The organism is Paenibacillus sp. Root52, from assembly GCF_001426865.1.
GTDB lineage: Bacteria > Bacillota > Bacilli > Paenibacillales > Paenibacillaceae > Paenibacillus.
In genome coordinates, this window is sequence record NZ_LMFO01000001.1 from 35,037 (window position 1) to 52,574 (window position 17,538).

A 17,538-nucleotide genomic window follows, 5' to 3' on the forward strand; every position below is an offset into this window, starting at 1 on the left:
GGAATTAATGTTATGGGGTGCTCTCCCGTACATGGTCATTGTGTTTTGTATCACGGCGACCATCTGGAGATATGTAACCAATCCGTTTAGCTGGACATCCAAATCTAGTGAGATGCTGGAGAAACGTATGCTACGATGGGGAAGTTTACTCTTCCACATCGGCATTTTTGCCGTCATCTGTGGACATATTGCGGGACTGCTTGTACCGATTGAATTTTATCATTGGATCGGTCTAAGTGACGAAGCGTACCATATGGGCGCTGTGTTCGGCGGATTACCGGCTGGTATTATCGCATTTACCGGTTTGGTTATTCTGTTGGTACGCCGATACACGGCTCGCAGAGTGCGGGCAACAAGCAGCGTCGGGGATTGGGTGGCACTGGCTATGTTAATCATTGTCATTGTAACTGGGATTCTGGCAACATCGGCTAATGCGGTTAATCATAGTGGATTTGATTATCGTACAACAATTAATCCATGGATTCGTGGTCTGCTCGTATTTCAGCCTGATCCAACTCTGATGCAGACGGTGCCAATGAACTTTAAGGTTCATATCTTGCTCACATTTGTACTGTACAGTGTATTTCCATTCACACGTCTGGTGCACATGCTGAGCATGCCACTCGGATATCTGAGACGTAGCTATGTGCTGTATCGCAGAAGAGACGGAGCCGTGTATCCGAATCAGGAACAACAAAAGGAAAGGGCGATGTAAATGCAGCAAAAAGGAAAAATTCAACTGCCCTTGCAAACGACAAGTCTTGTTCTGGGCTTTATGGTATGGGTAATCTTGTCATCCCTCATGCCGTTTATCAAAGAGGATATCGCGCTTACTTCTTCCCAGCTTGCTTGGGCGACAGCTATTCCTGTCTTGATCGGATCGATTGCTCGTATTCCAATTGGTTATTGGACGAACCGGTACGGGGCACGTAACATTTTCATGATCAGCTTTGTGTTATTACTTGCTCCGGTATGGTGGGTTAGTCGTGCAACATCATTCAGTGATCTGGTTATTGGTGGCTTCTTCCTCGGGATTGGTGGGGCCGTGTTCTCTGTCGGAGTAACCTCGCTACCAAAGTATTATCCGAAAGAACGTCATGGTTTTGTTAATGGGATCTACGGTATTGGTAACCTCGGAACGGCGTTGTCTGCATTCGGGGCACCGTTAATCGCAGATCGTGTGGGATGGTCTACGACGGTATTGTTATACAGTATTTTGTTACTCGGGATGGCGGCACTGAATTTTGTTCTTGGGGACAAAAAGGAAACACGTGTTAATGTTCCCCTGATGCAGCAGCTAAAGGCGGTATCGCGAAACAATAAACTGTGGCTGCTATGTTTGTTCTATTTTCTAACGTTTGGTTCATTTGTTGCATTTACAGTATATCTGCCTAACTTCCTCGTTACCAACTTCCAGATGGATAAGGTTGATGCGGGACTTCGCACAGCTGGGTTCATCTTGGTGGCAACGATTATGCGTCCGGTTGGCGGATGGCTAGGTGACAAGTTTAACCCATTCAAAATATTGATGTTTGTTTTCGGCGGATTGACCGTTGCCGCGATTGTATTATCGTTCGCGCCATCCTTCTATATCTATACGATTGGCTGTCTGACTGTCGCGCTCTGCGCGGGAACAGGTAACGGTACAATTTTCAAATTAGTGCCGATGTATTTCGTCAAACAAGCAGGTATCGCTAACGGGATGATCTCAGCAATGGGTGGTTTGGGCGGTTTCTTCCCTCCATTGATGCTGACGTTGCTGTACAGTATGACGGGTCATTACGCGATTGGATTTATGGCGCTGTCCCAGATTGCTCTGGTAAGTCTCGTGCTGGTTATCTGGATGTTCTATCAAGAGAAGCTTCAACTGTCTGCTAGCATTTTGGAGAATACCATTGAAGCGATTCTGGTGACGGATACGAACAGTGTTATTCGTTCTGTGAACCCAGCCTTTACGGCGGTTACAGGCTACACAGCTGAAGAAGCAGTAGGACAGAAGCCAAGCATGTTGAAGTCTGGCAAGCAGGATAAGAGGTTCTATGATCAGTTGTGGCAGGAACTGCGTGAAAAAGGATATTGGCAGGGTGAGATCTGGAATCGGAAGAAAAACGGTGAGGTCTATAAGGAATGGCTCAGTATTACAGCGATTCGTAATGAAGCTGGAGAAGTCAAATATTACGCGGGTATGTTCAGTGATATGAGTAAACCTGATCTAACGATTGCCTAAGCAATTCATGTAAAAGAGACAGAGTTATTGAAAAAAGTGATCCAACATACAGCAAGAGACCTTAACTTGATTTACAGTAGTTAAGGTCTCTTTTTGCACAAGAGACAGCTTTAATACACAGAGAATACGATTAACTTTCCTGATGAATGTGGCTAAACGCTGAGCTGTGATTGTGCATAACAGAAAGAAGAAGTAAGAAACAGCAAAAAGAAGCAAGATGCAGGAAGCCATCTTGCCGTTATGCTTAAGCGTCTCGCTGTTCTTTTAAGGCTTGCAGATTGTGAATGATGATGCGGCTGCGATCAACCTCAAGTAACTCATCTTTTGCGAGCTGGTTCAGCAGTCGATTGGCTGTCTCCCTTGTTGTTCCGATCGAATTAGCAAACTCCTGGTGTGTCATGGGCAGATTGATGACAATCTTATCCGCTTGCTGCTGACCATGCTGCTCCGCAAGCATGAGAAGGAAGGAGAGCACACGATTACGCACATCCTGACCGGAAAGCACTTGTAATTTATCTTGTAATTCTCGTATTTTATCGCCGAGTACACGCATGATTTTGATGGCGATCGAAGGTGTGCTTAGCATGAGCCGTTCAAAGTGTCTAACGGGTATCGCCAGCAGGCTTGACGGCGTGATCGCAACTGCAGTAGCGGGATAAGGATGCGCGTTGAAGAATCCGGTATGAGGAAACATATCCCCTGTTTTTAGAAAGGATACGATCTGTTCATGTCCGTTCTCATCCGTTTTGTAAGCTTTGACAATACCGGTACGAATGAAGAACACGGCTTCTTTTTCACTGCCTTCACTAAAGATCACTGTCTTTTTGTTGATGCTTCGGGATATAGCAATTTCTTCAACCTGTTTTAACTCTTCGGGGCTCAGATCCTGAAAAATAGGGAATTGCTGCAGAAATTCTGCTGCGTTCTCTTTATTTATCCTGGTCATACAAGTTCATCCTTTCTGTGAAGCTTTTTGTATTGATAAACCTGATAGGAGGTTGTGATTGAATTGAAAAGCAATGGAAGTAGAAACGCTAAACCAATCGTAATTCCCCATGAACATGGTGGGTGGGCGATGGTCAGCGTACCTTTTCTCGTTGGTGTGGCAGCAAGCAGTCCCCAGTGGCTACATCTGCCGCTGTTCTTTGCCTGGCTTGGCTTGTATCTGACCGCTTATCCTTTGCTGCAATCGCTCAAAAGAAACGCGAATCGGCAGCGCTTATATAAATGGGCAGCCATATACGCCACGATAGCCTTAGTCTGTCTCATTCCAGCCGTCATTGGTCAATCATCGCTGTTATGGTTTGGCCCCATGTTGGTGGGACTGCTCTTGGTTAACATCTGGCATGTGAGACATAAGGCCGAAAGGTCATTGACCAATGATCTTTGTGCAATGCTGGTCTTCTCTCTAGGCGGAGCGGCAGCTTATCTGATTGGCAGCGGTGAATGGGACTACGGCATGGCCATCGTTGTGTTGTTTTCCTTTTTACATTTTACAGGAAGTACGTTCTTTGTGAAATCCGTCTTTCGGGAACGCAGCAATCCGCGCTGGATCAGGCTGTCACGTCTTGTCCATGTTGTACTGCTGTTCATTCCGGCTGCAGTTGGGTATCCATGGATGGGGCTGGCCTATGTCTATTCCGCTGTGCGAGCATTTCGATATGCAGGTAAAACAATGCGTCCCATGAAGGTGGGGATCATCGAAATTATTGGAGCGGTACAGTTCCTGCTCTGGTTCATCCTGCTGTGAATCACATCATTTTATCATAACGTGATTTAAGTGCACATCAGGTGATATAGGTCACACCGTCATTGGATTGTTATTTAAAAATGAAGTCCACACGTTCCGTAGTTTGTTTTTGATCTGGCAGCCAGGGTTAATGGGAGATAAAACAATCTGGAACAAGAGAGGGGCGAGCTCGGATGTGGACTGCATTGATGTGGGGCGGCATCTCCGCCTCAGCGGTTGTGATTGGTGCACTTGCAGCATTATTTATGAAAATCCCGAAAAGGGTCATCGGCTGGATTATGGCCTTCGGGACGGGCACGCTTATTGGTGCTGCTACGTTTGAGCTTCTTGGAGACGCATTGAACGATGGAGGTATACTGCCAACGGCGCTCGGTTTTACCGCAGGAGCCGTGGTATATACACTGTTTGATTTGCTTATCTCGGCCAAGGGTGGGTCAGATCGGAAACGTTCCAGCAAGAAAGGTTCAAGTCAGCAAAGCGGACTCGGGATTTTTGCTGGTACGGTGATGGATGCGATTCCCGAATCGATCATGCTGGGTGCCAGTTTGCTGGCAGGTAACGGTGTCAGTGTGGTGCTGGTGGTATCTATTTTTGTCAGCAATATTCCTGAAGGATTATCCAGTACGGCGGGGCTGAAGAACAGCGAGTATAGCAAAGGGAAAATTCTATTGATGTGGCTTGGTGTATTGCTAATCTCTGCACTTGCCGCTATGGGCGGGTATCTGTTTCTGGAACAGCTTCCGAAGGAGATGGGGGCAGCGATCGGTGCTTTTGCTGGAGGAGGCATTATAGCCATGCTCTGCTCAACGATGATGCCTGAGGCTTTTGAAGAAGGAGGCCCTATTGTAGGGTTGATCGCATCGATGGGATTGCTTGTGTCCTTGCTGTTGGGTATATAACTCTGTAAATGCTCAGTTTCCGTCAAACTCTAATACGTTAAATCAAGTAAAAAAAAGAGTATCCTCTCAGAATCATTCTGAGTTTTGGATACTCTTTTTGCAGGTTAATTCAGATCGAATCTAACGGGAAATTAGTGACCAGAGCAGCTTCCGCCGCAGCCACAAGCTTCTTTGCCGAGTTCTTTCGATTCAGGCAAGCGGTTCAATTCAACAGACTTTGTAAAATAGTTGCTGATCTGCTGATGCAATTGACTGAACTCACGTTGCGCATAGATAAATCGACGAATGAGAGGGTTATCGTACAGCGCACGCTCTTCCTCTTCATACACCTTAATCTCGGAATCCAACAATTCGATATTTTGCCGTTCTTTCTCTTCCAATGCTTGATGTTTCTCCATAAAACGTTCATATTGGGTTGTCGCTTGTTCATCAGCGGCAAACTCATCAATCATGTCACGCATTTCTTTGTAGCCCTCGTCCTGCAATAGAAGTGAGCATAGCTCTTGCATTTTGTGCATGATAAGCTGTTTATCTAATTTTACAACAGTATTTGTACTCATGTGGTCAACCTCCTGATCTTTTCTTAACTGTATAATGGAATGCAACTGCATACTGTGACGTTACTCACATTCCATGTGAAATAGATTACTTGTTTGAATCGCAAATCTTCTATTATTCAGTGTAGTAACTTCTCCTTGAGCTGTTCTAATTGAAGGATGAGAATGCAGTTTCCTGTAACCTGCAAGAGCCCTTGTGTCTGCATAACGGTAAGCTTCCGACTAAGCGTCTCAGGGGTAATCCCGAGTAGCAGAGCCATATCTTTTTTGAAGACAGGCAAACGAATCTCATGTTGTGCATGATTCCGACTATGAAAATACAACAGCAGCTTGGCGATCTTCTGTTCAGTTGTCAGCGCGCTAAGAGAAATGTTCCATTCATCTGTATCACGCAGCAGCTCAGAGACGGCAAGTAGAAAATGATAAGCAAGCTTTGGATCATGTTCGAGCAATTGATCAAAGTCATGTTTGTTCATCGAGCAGATGGAAGAGGGCTCTAGAACCTCCGCATTTGCAGGATGTGGTTTCTGGTGAAGAAGGGAATCTTGTCCGAAGAAATCTCCGGGAAAAAGGAAACGAACAATATGCTCTTTGCCATTCTCCGTATATTTAGATAGTTTCACACACCCCTGATGAACCACATATAGCGTATCTGAACGCTCACCTTCCTGGACGATATAATCCCCTTTGTTATATTGCCGAGAGTGAAGTAGAGAGAGCAGCAATTCGGAATCCGTCGGGTCAAGATGTTGGAACAGGGATACTTTGGAGAAACAGGCATCCTGATCTTCGTGTGCACATATCATTTTGTGAAACACCTCGATTGGTTTAGAATGGGTTCGAAATGTCTTGCTTCAATGTGTCATCGCTGGTCCACCATGGTCTGTACCGTCCTTCGTCACACGGAGAACCCCAGATGCCCCTTTGGCAACATGGTTGAATTGGTGCGTTACAATAGGATAATCGCCTTCTTCAGTTACGGTAAATTCGACGACAGCACCTCCGCTGGCGGGTAGCATAACGGTCTGTATGCCATATTGAATATTGCGTGGATTGCCGTCTGTGTAGACACGATCCATCATGGTACCGACAATATGGAAGGATGAGACTTCGTTTGGCCCAACATTACTTACATAGATTCGAACCGTATCACCAACTTGAGCTAGTAAAGGCTGTTCTTTTAGCCCATAGTCATTGCCATTAAATACAACATAATTAGGTTCTGCATTCATAAAAGCATCATAGTCGTGTTCTTTGTACCACTCGCTCTGAACCAGGGTATATTCCCGATCTACGAGATGATCAGAAGGATATCCCGCCTTCGGTTCAACAATAATCATGCCATACATGCCGTTCGCAATATGAGCGAGAACCGGTTGCGTTCCGCAGTGATACATGAATACACCAGGGGAGGATGTAGGATATGTGAATGTTCCTGCCTCACCGGGCATTACATCAATAAATTTACTGCTCGGAGCAGCATGCACAGCATGAAAATCCATGGAATGTGGCATGCTGGCATCTTTATTTTTCAATGTGAAAATCAGTGTATCTCCTTCGGTTACTCGGAGGACAGGGCCAGGTACGGTTCCGTTGAATGTCCAAGCATTGTACATAACGCCTTTGGAAATTTCGATATCGGTGACTTGAGCAGTCATCTCAATGTATACGTTCGTCCCTTCGCGTCTAATTATTGGATCTACAGGTTCTTGACTGATTCGAGTTGTCGTTTCTACAGCGTGATGATCAGGCTTGACGGAGTCTGAACTACAGTGGGCGAGGGTAGCTGTGAATATGACAAATACCAAAGACAATTTCATTACATGGAATAAAGAGAACATGGGAACACGACCTTATCTTAGGACGTGTCTCAAAACGCTCTGAAGTGCATCTTTCACCACCTTTTCGCCCCCTGCCGCGTCAGTTTCCCTTAACGTGCCTCGGCACGCCTGCAGAAACCTTCCTTGCTTGGAACAAAAATTCGGCGAAATCTGCGTCCTTCGGATTGTTCAGACGCGTCCTAGTGATTTAATTCACAAAATTTGAAGTATTATTTTTCTTTTATATATAGAGTACATAAATGTGATCAGGACGGGTGTGATACGAAACACACTTGAGTCATAGAAAGAGAAAAAGTTGAATTAGAAGAGGGCGTTTCTTGTACTACGTAGTTGAGTTACATATAATTTAAATAGAGAATTGGTGAAAGGTGGAAATGAAATGAAACGTTTCGAAGATGAAGGTGCATATAAGTACAATTTTTATTATCTACTTCATCGGGGGAAGCAGATCGACGTTAAATGTAAGGAATGTGGTGGGCATGCGGTTATTTCTAAGTCAGATGATCGGTTGGTGTGGGCGTGTTCCAATTGTTATGCTCAAGGTGCGGAAGAACCAAGCTATCGTTATGATGCCAAGGGAACTTGTGTCTTATGTGAACGATGGTTCAATGTGCAAGTCACGGATGAGAAAAGAACACCTCACCAATCAGCGCATGTGGAGTGTCCGCATTGTGGTAAAGGCAATCAAGCTCTGTTGTATCGTCGAGAGACACATCGAGGGTATTATCCAGAAATTCGGGAAGGGCGAGAATCGATCTTTGGTATGGAGCTGTACTTTCTCGATCAGGTAAGAGGCAAGCACGTTTGGGCAGTCAATCGCGAGCATTTGAATTATCTCATTGCTTATATCTCTGCAGATTTGCGAGTGAAACCTGCCAATTCACCTATGAAAACGGCCTCGCATGCGATCCCTGCTTATATGAAAAATGCTAAGAATCGAGAGCAGGTTGTTCGAACACTAACGAAGCTGCAGTATAAAACAGGATAACTTGCAAGAGATATTGTGGTGGAGGTTTACTAATGAAAAAAAGAGTATCACTGTCTATTTTTGTTTTTATTTTTGCTATGTTATGTATTCCAGCATTTTTTATCATGCAAAGTTATGGTGTTTTTCAGAAAGAGAAAGTGCTGTCAGATTATGCCTTAGCTATTGAAGTGAACGGCAAATCTTATGCGACTTGGCCACTAATTAATGGTTATGCTGCGATGGACAAAGCTGAGGAGAACCGTCAATTTTACTATCGTATTGATGCAAGTGGTCTTCAAAATTTGTTTCAATTAGCCTACCAAGAATATGAGATTGAGGCGAATGATACAAACCCTTATCTGGCGGGACAAATAAACTATTCATCTGACGCAATGAATTATGTCAACGAAGAGCAGCAATATCATAATGCCAATGACTTCATACCTATAGTGAAGGTGTTCAATCACGATGGTCAACTGATCTATACATATGAAAAAACAGGCAAAGGCGATGGCAGGCTGGTTCAGTCCATTATTCATCAAGGCATGACCCGATCGAACGGAAATGGAAGCAGTAAGGCAGCCCGTGACCCGTATCTTAATATAACGGCATTGTTCCGGGATCAACTTCATATTGATATTCAATTAACCGTGGATGAGGAACGTAAGATTGTTTCCATTCGAATGAATAAACCGGAGGCGAGATCATGAATGAATTAGGAGTACAACAAGGGCCAGCCTATCTCGAAGGGTTGGTACAGACATTGAAGAAGGAACAAGCTCATGAAGTAGAATGGAATGGAAAAGTACAAACGCCAGATGGTCACGACAAGTTTCATATTTTTTATTATGGTGACTTGATCGATGATGATCTGATAAGTTGGCATGATTCGACACCATTACTTGTATATGCAGAGCATACTGTAACTGGAGAACGTTATCTGTTATTTGATGCTGCCAAACATGGATATGATGCCATGCTATGTGAGACGTATGCTGAGGATAAACTTATAAATAGGCCTTTGCGTCCTTATCTGGACGTAGAAGGAGAGGATATTTTTGAAGTGTACTTAACCGCATACTACAATGTTCCATATGATGATGAGTTTGGGGAAGATGTTCATGAAGATGGAACCTATGAACTGATTACGGGAGAACGCATGAATTTTGAGTTAGTCAAGCGTAATGGATATGACGCGTTTGCCATTCAGATTACTAACCGCAAAGGGGTCTCAACGGAGATTGTTCAAGAAGAATTGGCCTAGGATGTTATTACGTAAATAGCATGATCTGATGATAGGGAGATGTATCATATGTACATTGTATCTCAAGCAATGAAGCCTGTATCTGCTGAAGAACTGAACCATTTCGAAGAACAACATAACATCTCATTACCTTCATCCTATCGCAGATGGCTTGAGCAATATGGAGAGGGTACTTACACCGGCTGGATGAATATACAGCGGCCCGATCAAGACGTGCTAGCTCCTTTTGTTGAATATGACTTCTGGATTCATACAGAAGAGACACCAATAAGTCAGCACCAACTGCAGGAATGCGTTAGTATCGGAAGTTCAGTGGATGGAGATTTCTTGGCAGTTCACCCTCAGGTCGAGGGATTGCTTTGGCTTCCGCGTCATGATGAACATATCACGTTGTGGGCTTGTGAGGGTGATGGTGCAGAATTAAGTGAGCTGTTGGATCGTATATACTGTGGTTATTATCAACAAGACAAGCCATTAACCCCGCATTATTTTGAACCATGGAATGAATTACGGCACCATACATTTTATCATTTTGAGGATGGTGAGCAAGGTAAGTCCTTATTGGAATTGGCGCAATGCTGCAAAAAGGAGTTCAAATGGGATGCTGTAGTGGAGAATGAGCATAGATGTATATTATTTATGGTATCTATTGGTGGTTATCTGCGTTTTAATTATGCCTATGGCAGAGAAGTCGCCATGTTCTATGAAGAAACAGGTGAGTCAGAGGGCAGAGACCATGACCTGCATTTGTTCTTAATCGCACATCATTGTCGCCCTATACATATAGGTGGAGTGGAGGAATGATCATTTGAGTTGGTTAGATGAGAAGATTGCACAACAGTGGCGTCAAGAAGGTAGACGATATGCACAACTTGTAAATGAATTTGTACGCAAAAGTATGGCTGGTGAGAGTCCAGATGAATCTGAGCTTGAGAATGATGATCGATCCAGTCTTAGTACTAAAGTCTGGGAGATGGTAAAACAGGCTAATGCGCAAGGGGATGTGCTACGTCTACGATCTGAATTGCCTCCTGCTTCATGGCCTATGAGTGAACAATTTCAGTCTGTGATGCAGGCCGTGCAAGTTGTTGGATTTATTGCGCAAGATGGCGTTGTATTTAATATTGGGGCTCATACGCAGAACGGCGTCGTTTACACCGCGGATTCACAAGGACTAGTTGCATCTCCTCATTATCATTTTGCGGGATGCTCCCCGAATGGCATGGATTATGCATTAGCAGATGAAGCAGTTATTCGAATCATTCGAAGCCCTGATCGTCAGCTACAAGGCCAAGAGCTTGCTATGTATCGTTGGGAAGATATTCAGTCTAGCCTTCATAACACGCTGCCTCAGATCGAGTCGCTGGCAGATTGCGAATATCCTGAACGTTCACTTATAGAGCTAATTCCATTCAACGAAGGACAATCTCTTCTTATTTTGTCCACATATGGTGTTCATCTCATCGAACAATCCCAAGTATCCCTGCTGCACCCTGATCCGTCGGAAATTCAAGAATATGAATTGGAAGATACTCAAATCGACATGGGTCATGCGGCAGTTTCAGAGAATGGTCGCTGGATTGCCTTTGGCAGTCAGGTAAGTAACCACATGCTCCTGGATCGACAACAGAATCATACGTATTCGTTATATCCGGAAATGAGTTACCCGCATCATGCTATCTTCACTAAAGATAACCGTAACGTTTGGTTTAATGCATGTCACTTTTATAACGGTGCTACGATCCAGGTTAAACTAGACGAGGTGGAGGTCAATGAGAAGAAAGAAGATTGGCCTATTGTGGATGAAAATGCGCGTGTGTATGCCTCTGCGGAGACTCACCAAGGCATTGTGATTGGAGATGCATATGGTTATCTGCGTTGTGTGGATAATCAGGGACAGGAAATATGGCGTCATTTTGTAGGCGGCACGATCTCGTCCATCGTGGTATCGCCTGATCAATCCAAGCTTGCAGTAGGTACATACAGTGGCATGCTGCATATCCTTGATTTAACTTCAGAAGCAATGGACGATTACGGCATCGGCACAGGCACGATTCGTGAACGCGAGCGTTATGTGTTATGGCGAGGAGAAGAACCGCTGCGCTGGTAGGACGAAGAAGGAGGACTTCTGTTGAAATTAGACGTACAATCTAGGATCGACGGGTTAATGGATGCTTTGCATCAATTGTTAGATGTTAAAGTGGTGGATGAAGAGATTAATGAATTGTACCAACAGTATAAACAGATCGATGGTGACTCCAAGCAGAGTTTGGAGGCATTTGAAGCGGATTTTAGTATTAAATTTCCTGCGGATTTTCGTGCATTTTATGAACGTAAAAATGGCAGTGGTTACGGATTTCATATGTTGTATCCTGGGGATGCAGATGAACAGCGGAGTACTCCATTTTATCTAATGTCCTTGGATGAAATTCGTGAGACCAAGCGGTACTTTTGTGAAGTGGATGAAAAGTTGGAGGAGTTTTACTCTGAGGAAGAGATTCGCAAGCTTGACCCGGAGATCAAACCATTTTTATTCCATAAACAATGGATACCCTTTGCAACGATGGCAGGTGGTTCACTGTACATCATGCTGGATTTTGATCCCACAGAGAAGGGGAAGTATGGTCAGATTATTATGTATGTGCATGATCCGGATTTTGTCTATTATCTTAACGAATCATTCGAAGAACTGCTTGAAGCATCCAATCGAAATCTCAGTTTGAAGGATGAAGTCGATTATTGACGAACGAAGACAGGAGCTACATCAAGTAGCTCCTGTCTGTGAGCGATCGGTTATTTTACCACTGGAAGAAGCGGTGACCGTGAAATCCTCCGCCCGGTCCTCCACCATGAGGACCCCCTGGGTAGCCGCCACCCGGTCCTCCACCATGAGGGCCCCCTGGGTAGAAACCGCCTGGTCCCCCACCATGAGGGCCTCCTGGGTAGCCGCCGCCCGGTCCCCCACCATGAGGCCCCCCTGGGTAGCCTCCGCCTGGTCCTCCACCGTGAGGACCACCCGGATACCCACCGCCTGGATAACCACCGTGCCACCATGGACCGCCTCCGATTGGATAAGGGAGCGGAATGGGGAAGAAGGGTGGGTACGGATAAGGATATGGATAAGGTGGCGGCGGAGTTGGTGGATAATAAGGATAAGGATAACCTGTAGGTGCAGGGTACTGAACAGAGCGTGGATCGTATGCCATGTTTTGTGCCTCCCAATAATTAAATGATGATATCAGCCTATGCCTGAGTGCATGCTCATGACACTAAATAAACTTCAGTACGAGCAAAAAAATGGAGGAGGAATTGAATGACAACTGTATCCCTATATACCGATCCAAGAGAAAATACCTATGATCAAATCATTGATGAATTAATAGAGAAGACCGATCGCTTCTTGATCGTAGATCGAGGGTATGCAATAGATGATCCTCCTAAACGGGTTGCTCAAGTTTTAGAACAATTGGAGCCCTATCTAATTGAAGTTTTCACAATGGATGAGGCCATGGTAAGAGAGCGTTTCATGTACAATAATAAGATAGATAGTCATGCGATGTACTCCAGCGGCAGTTATTACATATATTCATGCACCCCAGAGTCTGGGCAGGTGCTTAAGCAAGAGGCTACTCGATTTGGAGATTGGTTGTATCCGTCATTACCTGATGATCTCTGTTTTCTTAAAGAAGATGGCAGCGATTACTTTTATACCGTAGCACATGAAGGAATGTATGGCATGGGAATTACGGAGGAAGAAGCGAGCAAGTTAATGGAGCGCATTCCCGGCTTATTTTTCAAATTACAAAGGCATGAGCAGTTTGATTGCTTCCTAGATGACGCCATTCAACACCAGACGGATCGTCTAAATATTACCGGCTATCTGTTATCCGAAATTCCAGATCGCATTCGTGAGCTCACACAATTGAAGGAACTCGAAGTTTTTGAACAACATGTGAGTGAGCTGCCCCCGGCATTCTTCGAACTGACCGCACTAGAGAAGTTGACCATTATGACGGCAGATCTGAAGGGCATCCCGCAAGATATTGGGAAGCTTACTCAGCTCAAGGAGCTTACCATATATGGTGGCAGTGCATTTCATGTCGAACCTGGATGGAAGCCCAAGCCTAAGCATGAACTGGAGCTAAGACATTTACCTGCTGAGATTGGTAATCTGACAGAGTTAGTGAGTTTGAGCATAAGTTATTCAGGTATTCGGGAGCTGCCTCCAGAGCTTGAGAATCTCAAGAAGCTGAAGTTGTTAAATATCACCAATAGTCTGATTGAAGGAACCCCTGATGTCGTGTCTCGGATGCACTGGTTAGAACATGTGAGCTTGAGTGGACATTCTCTTGGTCTGAGTGAAGAAGCTCTGCTGACTGAAGAAGAAATAGAGTAACATAACTACCCTCTGATAGACGTGTTCTATTCAGAGGGTTTTGTCGTTTCTATTCAACGGACAGAATTGGGCTCACGAATATAGGCTGATGACATAAGCTGGCGTATAGGTTTTCACCTAACCGTAGAATGAAGGGCAGGCGTTAAATGTTGGCAACCTCTAATATGGATTACACGTCACCGAATACTGAATTCACCTATGATGTGAACCGAAATTTACTATTTAAGAAAGACGAACAAAATTATATTAATTCCCTCTCCATTCAACAGTTAAATACCCTCGGCAATACCTCATTGTTAGATATTTTTCTCAGTACGAGCAACGTGGTAGAGCCTCATGTTCATCAGAATGCAACTGAACTGGTCTATTGTATTAGTGGTGCAGCTGTTGTCTCCCTCATCAATCCATTTACGAACGAATTGTTGAATTTTCCGATTACTCCCGGTCAAGTGGCGAATGTACCGCAAGGCTGGTGGCACTACGAAATTGCGACTGTAGATGATACACACTTACTGGCGATTTTTGATGCACCGGTGCCTGAAGCTATTTTTGGTTCAGATATTCTACGCCTTACACCTCCGAGTGTACTTGCTCATACGTATTGTCTAGATGAGGCACAAGTCCAGGCAACCTTGGCTCCAATCCAGAAGACCGTATTTATTGGCCCACCCGCAGATTGCGTAGCAGATGTCTCTACCTCTTCCAACCCTGTATGGCAACCGAACAACCAACCAAACAACCCGCCTCACGTAAATGTCCAGCCTTATGTCCAATTACAGACTTCTCTTCACGGAGAGCATTCGTACGGAGATGCTGTGAACCCAGCATATGAACATCTGCCCAATGCGTCTTATATGTTGCCGACTTCGAACTATACGCCATATACGATGCAACGGCAGTTGATTGGTAACGGTTGGAGGTACTGATCACATCATTTTGATAAAAAACTGAGAATTTTGTCACAGATTTAGCTCTTCATTTGTCTTCAGGTTGTACACCAATTTACGGAGGCGAATGACATGAAATTAAGATTGAACTATAGAAAAGTGAACCCAAGTGCGTATAAAGCGATGATGGCACTTGAACAGTATGTATCTGGTCAAATAGAGGACAAGGTTTTATACGAGTTGCTAAAAATCCGGGTATCTCAACTGAATGGTTGTTCCTTTTGCCTAGATATGCACGCTAAAGACCTGTTGAAATTGGGGGATTATGCAGATCATATTCTGCTCTTAAGTGTATGGCGCGAAGTGCCTTTGTTTACAGAAAAAGAACGTGTTATGCTGGAGCTTGCTGAAACGGTGACTGAGATTTCGCATCAAGGTGTGCCAACAGAGTTGATTAATAAAGTCCGAGAACACTTCAGTGAAGCAGAACTAGTGGATCTCATCATGGCAATTAATACAATTAATAGCTGGAACCGAATTGCAATTACAACCGGAATGTACCCAGGATGCTTTAATTAAAACGAGATACTTGAATATTGAAACCATCCGCCAGAGGAGGCCGTTCATATGAATTCCAATCCACTCCCCAATGAACCAGAAGTGTCTTCTCTGGAAGTTGGTGAACTGTATGCACGTTACAAATCTTATGCATTCGCAGTCGCGTATCGTATGCTTGGCAGTGTTGTTGAGGCCGAAGACATTGTGCATGATTGTTTCACTGGCCTTCAAAGTCAACCTTCCACGGTAATTCATAATCCGAAGTCGTATATAGCCAAACTCGTGGTGAACCGGAGCTTAAATGTATTGAATTCTGCTCGCAATCAACGCGAAAGTTATATTGGAGAATGGTTACCCGAGCCACTTTCGGATCTGGGAACTGGCTTAGAAATGGCAGTGGAGCAGAAAGAGATGATCTCATACGCATACCTCGTCATGTTAGAGTGTCTTTCGCCAATAGAGCGTGCGGTTTTTGTACTTCGTGAGGCATTCCAGTACGACTATCAGACCATTGCAGATTGGCTTGGTAAAAGTGAAAGCAACTGCCGTCAGATTTTCAGCCGTGCGAAGCGAAATTTACCACAGGATCTATCCTCTGTGACAAGAGTACAGACGACGAACAAGGCTCAAGAGCAGATGCTTGCACGTTTTACTACCGCTTTTCTCAATTATGATGTTCATGCAATGATGGAAATGCTTGCTGAAGAGCCTGTGTTTACTGCGGATGGCGGTGGACGTGTGCATACAGTCATGAGATCGATGAAGGTTTACAAAGGTGTACTGGCACTGCTCACTTCGCGCAGAGTGCTGACTCGTTTACGTTCACGACAATGGGTTCCCACACAAATAAATGGAGAGCTACAGTTAGCTTTACTGGACGATGGACAAATAACAGAAGTGCTGTGTCTGGAGCTTGACTCGAATGGAGAACGGATTAGGGGAGTGTACCTGATGGTGAATCCGGACAAGCTGAGGTCGATTGTTGTGAAGGCGCATGAAATATAGCATGGTAGCATATTGCCTTGGAAAGTTTGTGTGTAAATTTGAAGAAAGCGGCAACTCACCCATTTTAATTGGAGTGGAGTCTATGCCGCTTTTTTTTACATCAAACCATGTGTAGTTACTCTGGAGAATATCGATCCAGGATGGATTCTATCGTAGCTTGGATGTCAGGCGTAAGCCTGTCATTATGTTGTTCCAGAAGAAACAGCACCTGTTCTAAACTATCGAGTATTTCGCTTTTTGTGTTAGGTTCCCTTTTCGCTAATGCTTTCTCATATGCCTGTTTCACTTCAGGGATCAATGTGCGGATCTCATCCTCGGTGAACCAGTCGTATGCCGGTGTATTATCACTTCCATAAAATAAAAAATGTACATACAAATATAACAAATTCTCAACCGGTGTCGTGCGGCTGGATTGTGGGTATGCATTCAAAAAGGCCTCCATGGCTAATGTGCGCTGGATCAGTTCGCCCCAAGGGATGATGAGGGCAGCATCTGAGGTCGAAGCCTGATTCGATTCAGTAGCCATGATATTAATATATGCAGCGATGTCGGAAGTTACGTAAGGTTGAAGTTTTTTGTAAGCTTCATAATTAATAATCGGATAATAAATGCCTTCACTAGTCTCGAGTTTGTAACCGAGATCAGAAGCTTCCTGTAATAACTTACGGGTCGCTGGGTCTTTGATCTCTTTGAGCAAGCTGCTGTAAGTTAGTTTCTTATCATATCCTATATTTTCATGCGCTTCTGAGATAGCCGTTTGCACAGGCACAGTGTATATTTTCTCATCGATTTCCGCCAATTTAATAGTCTGAACCGATTCCAGTTGCATCGTCATCAAGGTAGCCTGCCTTGTATTAACCTCATGTACATGATTAAGCAGATATTTACGTGCCTGAATTAGACTGGCTGATGACTTCACAGCATTTTTCCAATATTTCTGGAACTGATGGTATACTGCTTTGGAATCTGGGACGGGTGCTGCCCATGCGGCTTGTGGAGTAGACAGTACTGCACCCACAGTGGTACATCCTAAAGTTAGCGCAAGAATACCCAGTTTAATTGAAGCGTTTAATTTCACTCTAATACCTCCCATGATGAAAATTGTGTGAATGAATAACGAGATTTTTGTGTATGGAAACCTTAGGGGGGAGCAAATCTTCAAGCAGTGCTTATGGTTTTCTTTGATT

Annotated in this window: 20 protein-coding genes; 14 read left to right on the top strand and 6 right to left on the bottom strand. The window is 44.3% G+C overall.

Annotated elements, in window-relative coordinates; genetic code table 11:
- The first annotated feature begins 7 nt into the window (after window positions 1-7).
- Together narI and ASD24_RS00165 are read left to right on the top strand one after the other, a co-directional pair.
- Window positions 8-715 carry a respiratory nitrate reductase subunit gamma gene (narI, locus tag ASD24_RS00160; protein WP_056692405.1) on the top strand — a complete coding sequence of 236 codons (708 nt, stop codon included), beginning with the start codon at window positions 8-10 and terminating at the stop codon, window positions 713-715.
- Complete coding sequence (locus ASD24_RS00165; protein ID WP_056689713.1) at window positions 716-2,227, top strand: nitrate/nitrite transporter; 1,512 nt, start codon at window positions 716-718, stop codon at window positions 2,225-2,227.
- A 244-nt stretch (window positions 2,228-2,471) separates the two neighbouring features.
- On the opposite strand, the gene ASD24_RS00170 is transcribed toward ASD24_RS00165, so the two are convergent.
- On the bottom strand, window positions 2,472-3,173 hold the full coding sequence (locus ASD24_RS00170; RefSeq protein ID WP_056689716.1) for a Crp/Fnr family transcriptional regulator: 702 nt from the start codon (window positions 3,171-3,173) through the stop codon (window positions 2,472-2,474).
- Window positions 3,174-3,227: 54 nt separating this feature from the next.
- On the opposite strand from ASD24_RS00170, the gene ASD24_RS00175 reads away from it, so the two are divergent.
- Together ASD24_RS00175 and ASD24_RS00180 are read left to right on the top strand one after the other, a co-directional pair.
- Window positions 3,228-3,977: a YwiC-like family protein gene (locus ASD24_RS00175; protein WP_268795301.1), complete on the top strand. Its 750-nt coding sequence runs from the start codon at window positions 3,228-3,230 to the stop codon at window positions 3,975-3,977.
- Window positions 3,978-4,150: 173 nt separating this feature from the next.
- Complete coding sequence (locus ASD24_RS00180) at window positions 4,151-4,876, top strand: ZIP family metal transporter (protein ID WP_056689719.1); 726 nt, start codon at window positions 4,151-4,153, stop codon at window positions 4,874-4,876.
- 131 nt (window positions 4,877-5,007) lie between these two features.
- Here ASD24_RS00180 and ASD24_RS00185 read toward each other — a convergent pair whose 3' ends face one another.
- The 3 genes from ASD24_RS00185 to ASD24_RS00195 all read right to left on the bottom strand — a co-directional run bounded on the left by ASD24_RS00185 (window position 5,008) and on the right by ASD24_RS00195 (window position 7,253).
- Window positions 5,008-5,436 carry a YlbF family regulator gene (locus ASD24_RS00185; protein WP_056689722.1) on the bottom strand — a complete coding sequence of 143 codons (429 nt, stop codon included), beginning with the start codon at window positions 5,434-5,436 and terminating at the stop codon, window positions 5,008-5,010.
- Window positions 5,437-5,552: 116 nt separating this feature from the next.
- Window positions 5,553-6,239, bottom strand: a complete 687-nt coding sequence (locus ASD24_RS00190) for a Crp/Fnr family transcriptional regulator (protein ID WP_056689724.1) — start codon at window positions 6,237-6,239, stop codon at window positions 5,553-5,555.
- A 48-nt stretch (window positions 6,240-6,287) separates the two neighbouring features.
- Window positions 6,288-7,253 (bottom strand): multicopper oxidase domain-containing protein, encoded by a 966-nt coding sequence (locus tag ASD24_RS00195; protein WP_056692411.1) that lies wholly within the window; start codon window positions 7,251-7,253, stop codon window positions 6,288-6,290.
- 400 nt (window positions 7,254-7,653) lie between these two features.
- On the opposite strand from ASD24_RS00195, the gene ASD24_RS00200 reads away from it, so the two are divergent.
- The 6 genes from ASD24_RS00200 to ASD24_RS00225 are packed head-to-tail and all read left to right on the top strand — an operon-like array spanning window position 7,654 to window position 12,248.
- Window positions 7,654-8,262 carry a hypothetical protein gene (locus ASD24_RS00200; protein WP_056689727.1) on the top strand — a complete coding sequence of 203 codons (609 nt, stop codon included), beginning with the start codon at window positions 7,654-7,656 and terminating at the stop codon, window positions 8,260-8,262.
- A gap of 32 nt (window positions 8,263-8,294) precedes the next feature.
- Window positions 8,295-8,951 (top strand): hypothetical protein, encoded by a 657-nt coding sequence (locus tag ASD24_RS00205; RefSeq protein ID WP_056689730.1) that lies wholly within the window; start codon window positions 8,295-8,297, stop codon window positions 8,949-8,951.
- Entirely contained in the window at window positions 8,948-9,505 is a 558-nt protein-coding gene (locus tag ASD24_RS00210; protein ID WP_056689733.1) for a hypothetical protein, read from the top strand. The genes ASD24_RS00205 and ASD24_RS00210 overlap by 4 nt, the downstream gene beginning before the upstream one ends.
- A 48-nt stretch (window positions 9,506-9,553) precedes the next feature.
- Window positions 9,554-10,309 (top strand): SMI1/KNR4 family protein, encoded by a 756-nt coding sequence (locus tag ASD24_RS00215; RefSeq protein WP_056689736.1) that lies wholly within the window; start codon window positions 9,554-9,556, stop codon window positions 10,307-10,309.
- Window positions 10,310-10,313: 4 nt separating this feature from the next.
- Entirely contained in the window at window positions 10,314-11,615 is a 1,302-nt protein-coding gene (locus ASD24_RS00220; protein ID WP_056689739.1) for a hypothetical protein, read from the top strand.
- A gap of 21 nt (window positions 11,616-11,636) precedes the next feature.
- The gene (locus tag ASD24_RS00225) at window positions 11,637-12,248 is read left to right on the top strand and encodes an SMI1/KNR4 family protein (RefSeq protein WP_235540240.1); all 612 of its coding nucleotides are present in this window, start codon (window positions 11,637-11,639) and stop codon (window positions 12,246-12,248) included.
- 55 nt (window positions 12,249-12,303) lie between these two features.
- On the opposite strand, the gene ASD24_RS30640 is transcribed toward ASD24_RS00225, so the two are convergent.
- Window positions 12,304-12,711 carry a hypothetical protein gene (locus tag ASD24_RS30640; RefSeq protein WP_056689742.1) on the bottom strand — a complete coding sequence of 136 codons (408 nt, stop codon included), beginning with the start codon at window positions 12,709-12,711 and terminating at the stop codon, window positions 12,304-12,306.
- A 107-nt stretch (window positions 12,712-12,818) separates the two neighbouring features.
- Here ASD24_RS30640 and ASD24_RS00235 point away from each other — a divergent pair, with 107 nt between their 5' ends.
- The 4 genes from ASD24_RS00235 (at window position 12,819) to ASD24_RS00250 (ending at window position 16,351) form a co-directional block, all read left to right on the top strand.
- The gene (locus tag ASD24_RS00235) at window positions 12,819-13,901 is read left to right on the top strand and encodes a leucine-rich repeat domain-containing protein (protein WP_056689745.1); all 1,083 of its coding nucleotides are present in this window, start codon (window positions 12,819-12,821) and stop codon (window positions 13,899-13,901) included.
- 146 nt (window positions 13,902-14,047) lie between these two features.
- Window positions 14,048-14,827: a cupin domain-containing protein gene (locus ASD24_RS00240; protein WP_235540242.1), complete on the top strand. Its 780-nt coding sequence runs from the start codon at window positions 14,048-14,050 to the stop codon at window positions 14,825-14,827.
- A 93-nt stretch (window positions 14,828-14,920) separates the two neighbouring features.
- Window positions 14,921-15,367: a carboxymuconolactone decarboxylase family protein gene (locus ASD24_RS00245; protein ID WP_056689748.1), complete on the top strand. Its 447-nt coding sequence runs from the start codon at window positions 14,921-14,923 to the stop codon at window positions 15,365-15,367.
- A 48-nt stretch (window positions 15,368-15,415) separates the two neighbouring features.
- A complete protein-coding gene (locus ASD24_RS00250) occupies window positions 15,416-16,351 on the top strand; it encodes a sigma-70 family RNA polymerase sigma factor (protein WP_056689751.1) in 936 nt (311 codons plus the stop codon).
- A 115-nt stretch (window positions 16,352-16,466) separates the two neighbouring features.
- Here the strand turns inward: ASD24_RS00250 and ASD24_RS00255 are convergent, their stop codons facing one another.
- The gene (locus ASD24_RS00255) at window positions 16,467-17,429 is read right to left on the bottom strand and encodes a hypothetical protein (protein WP_056689754.1); all 963 of its coding nucleotides are present in this window, start codon (window positions 17,427-17,429) and stop codon (window positions 16,467-16,469) included.
- Window positions 17,430-17,538 lie beyond the last annotated feature (109 nt).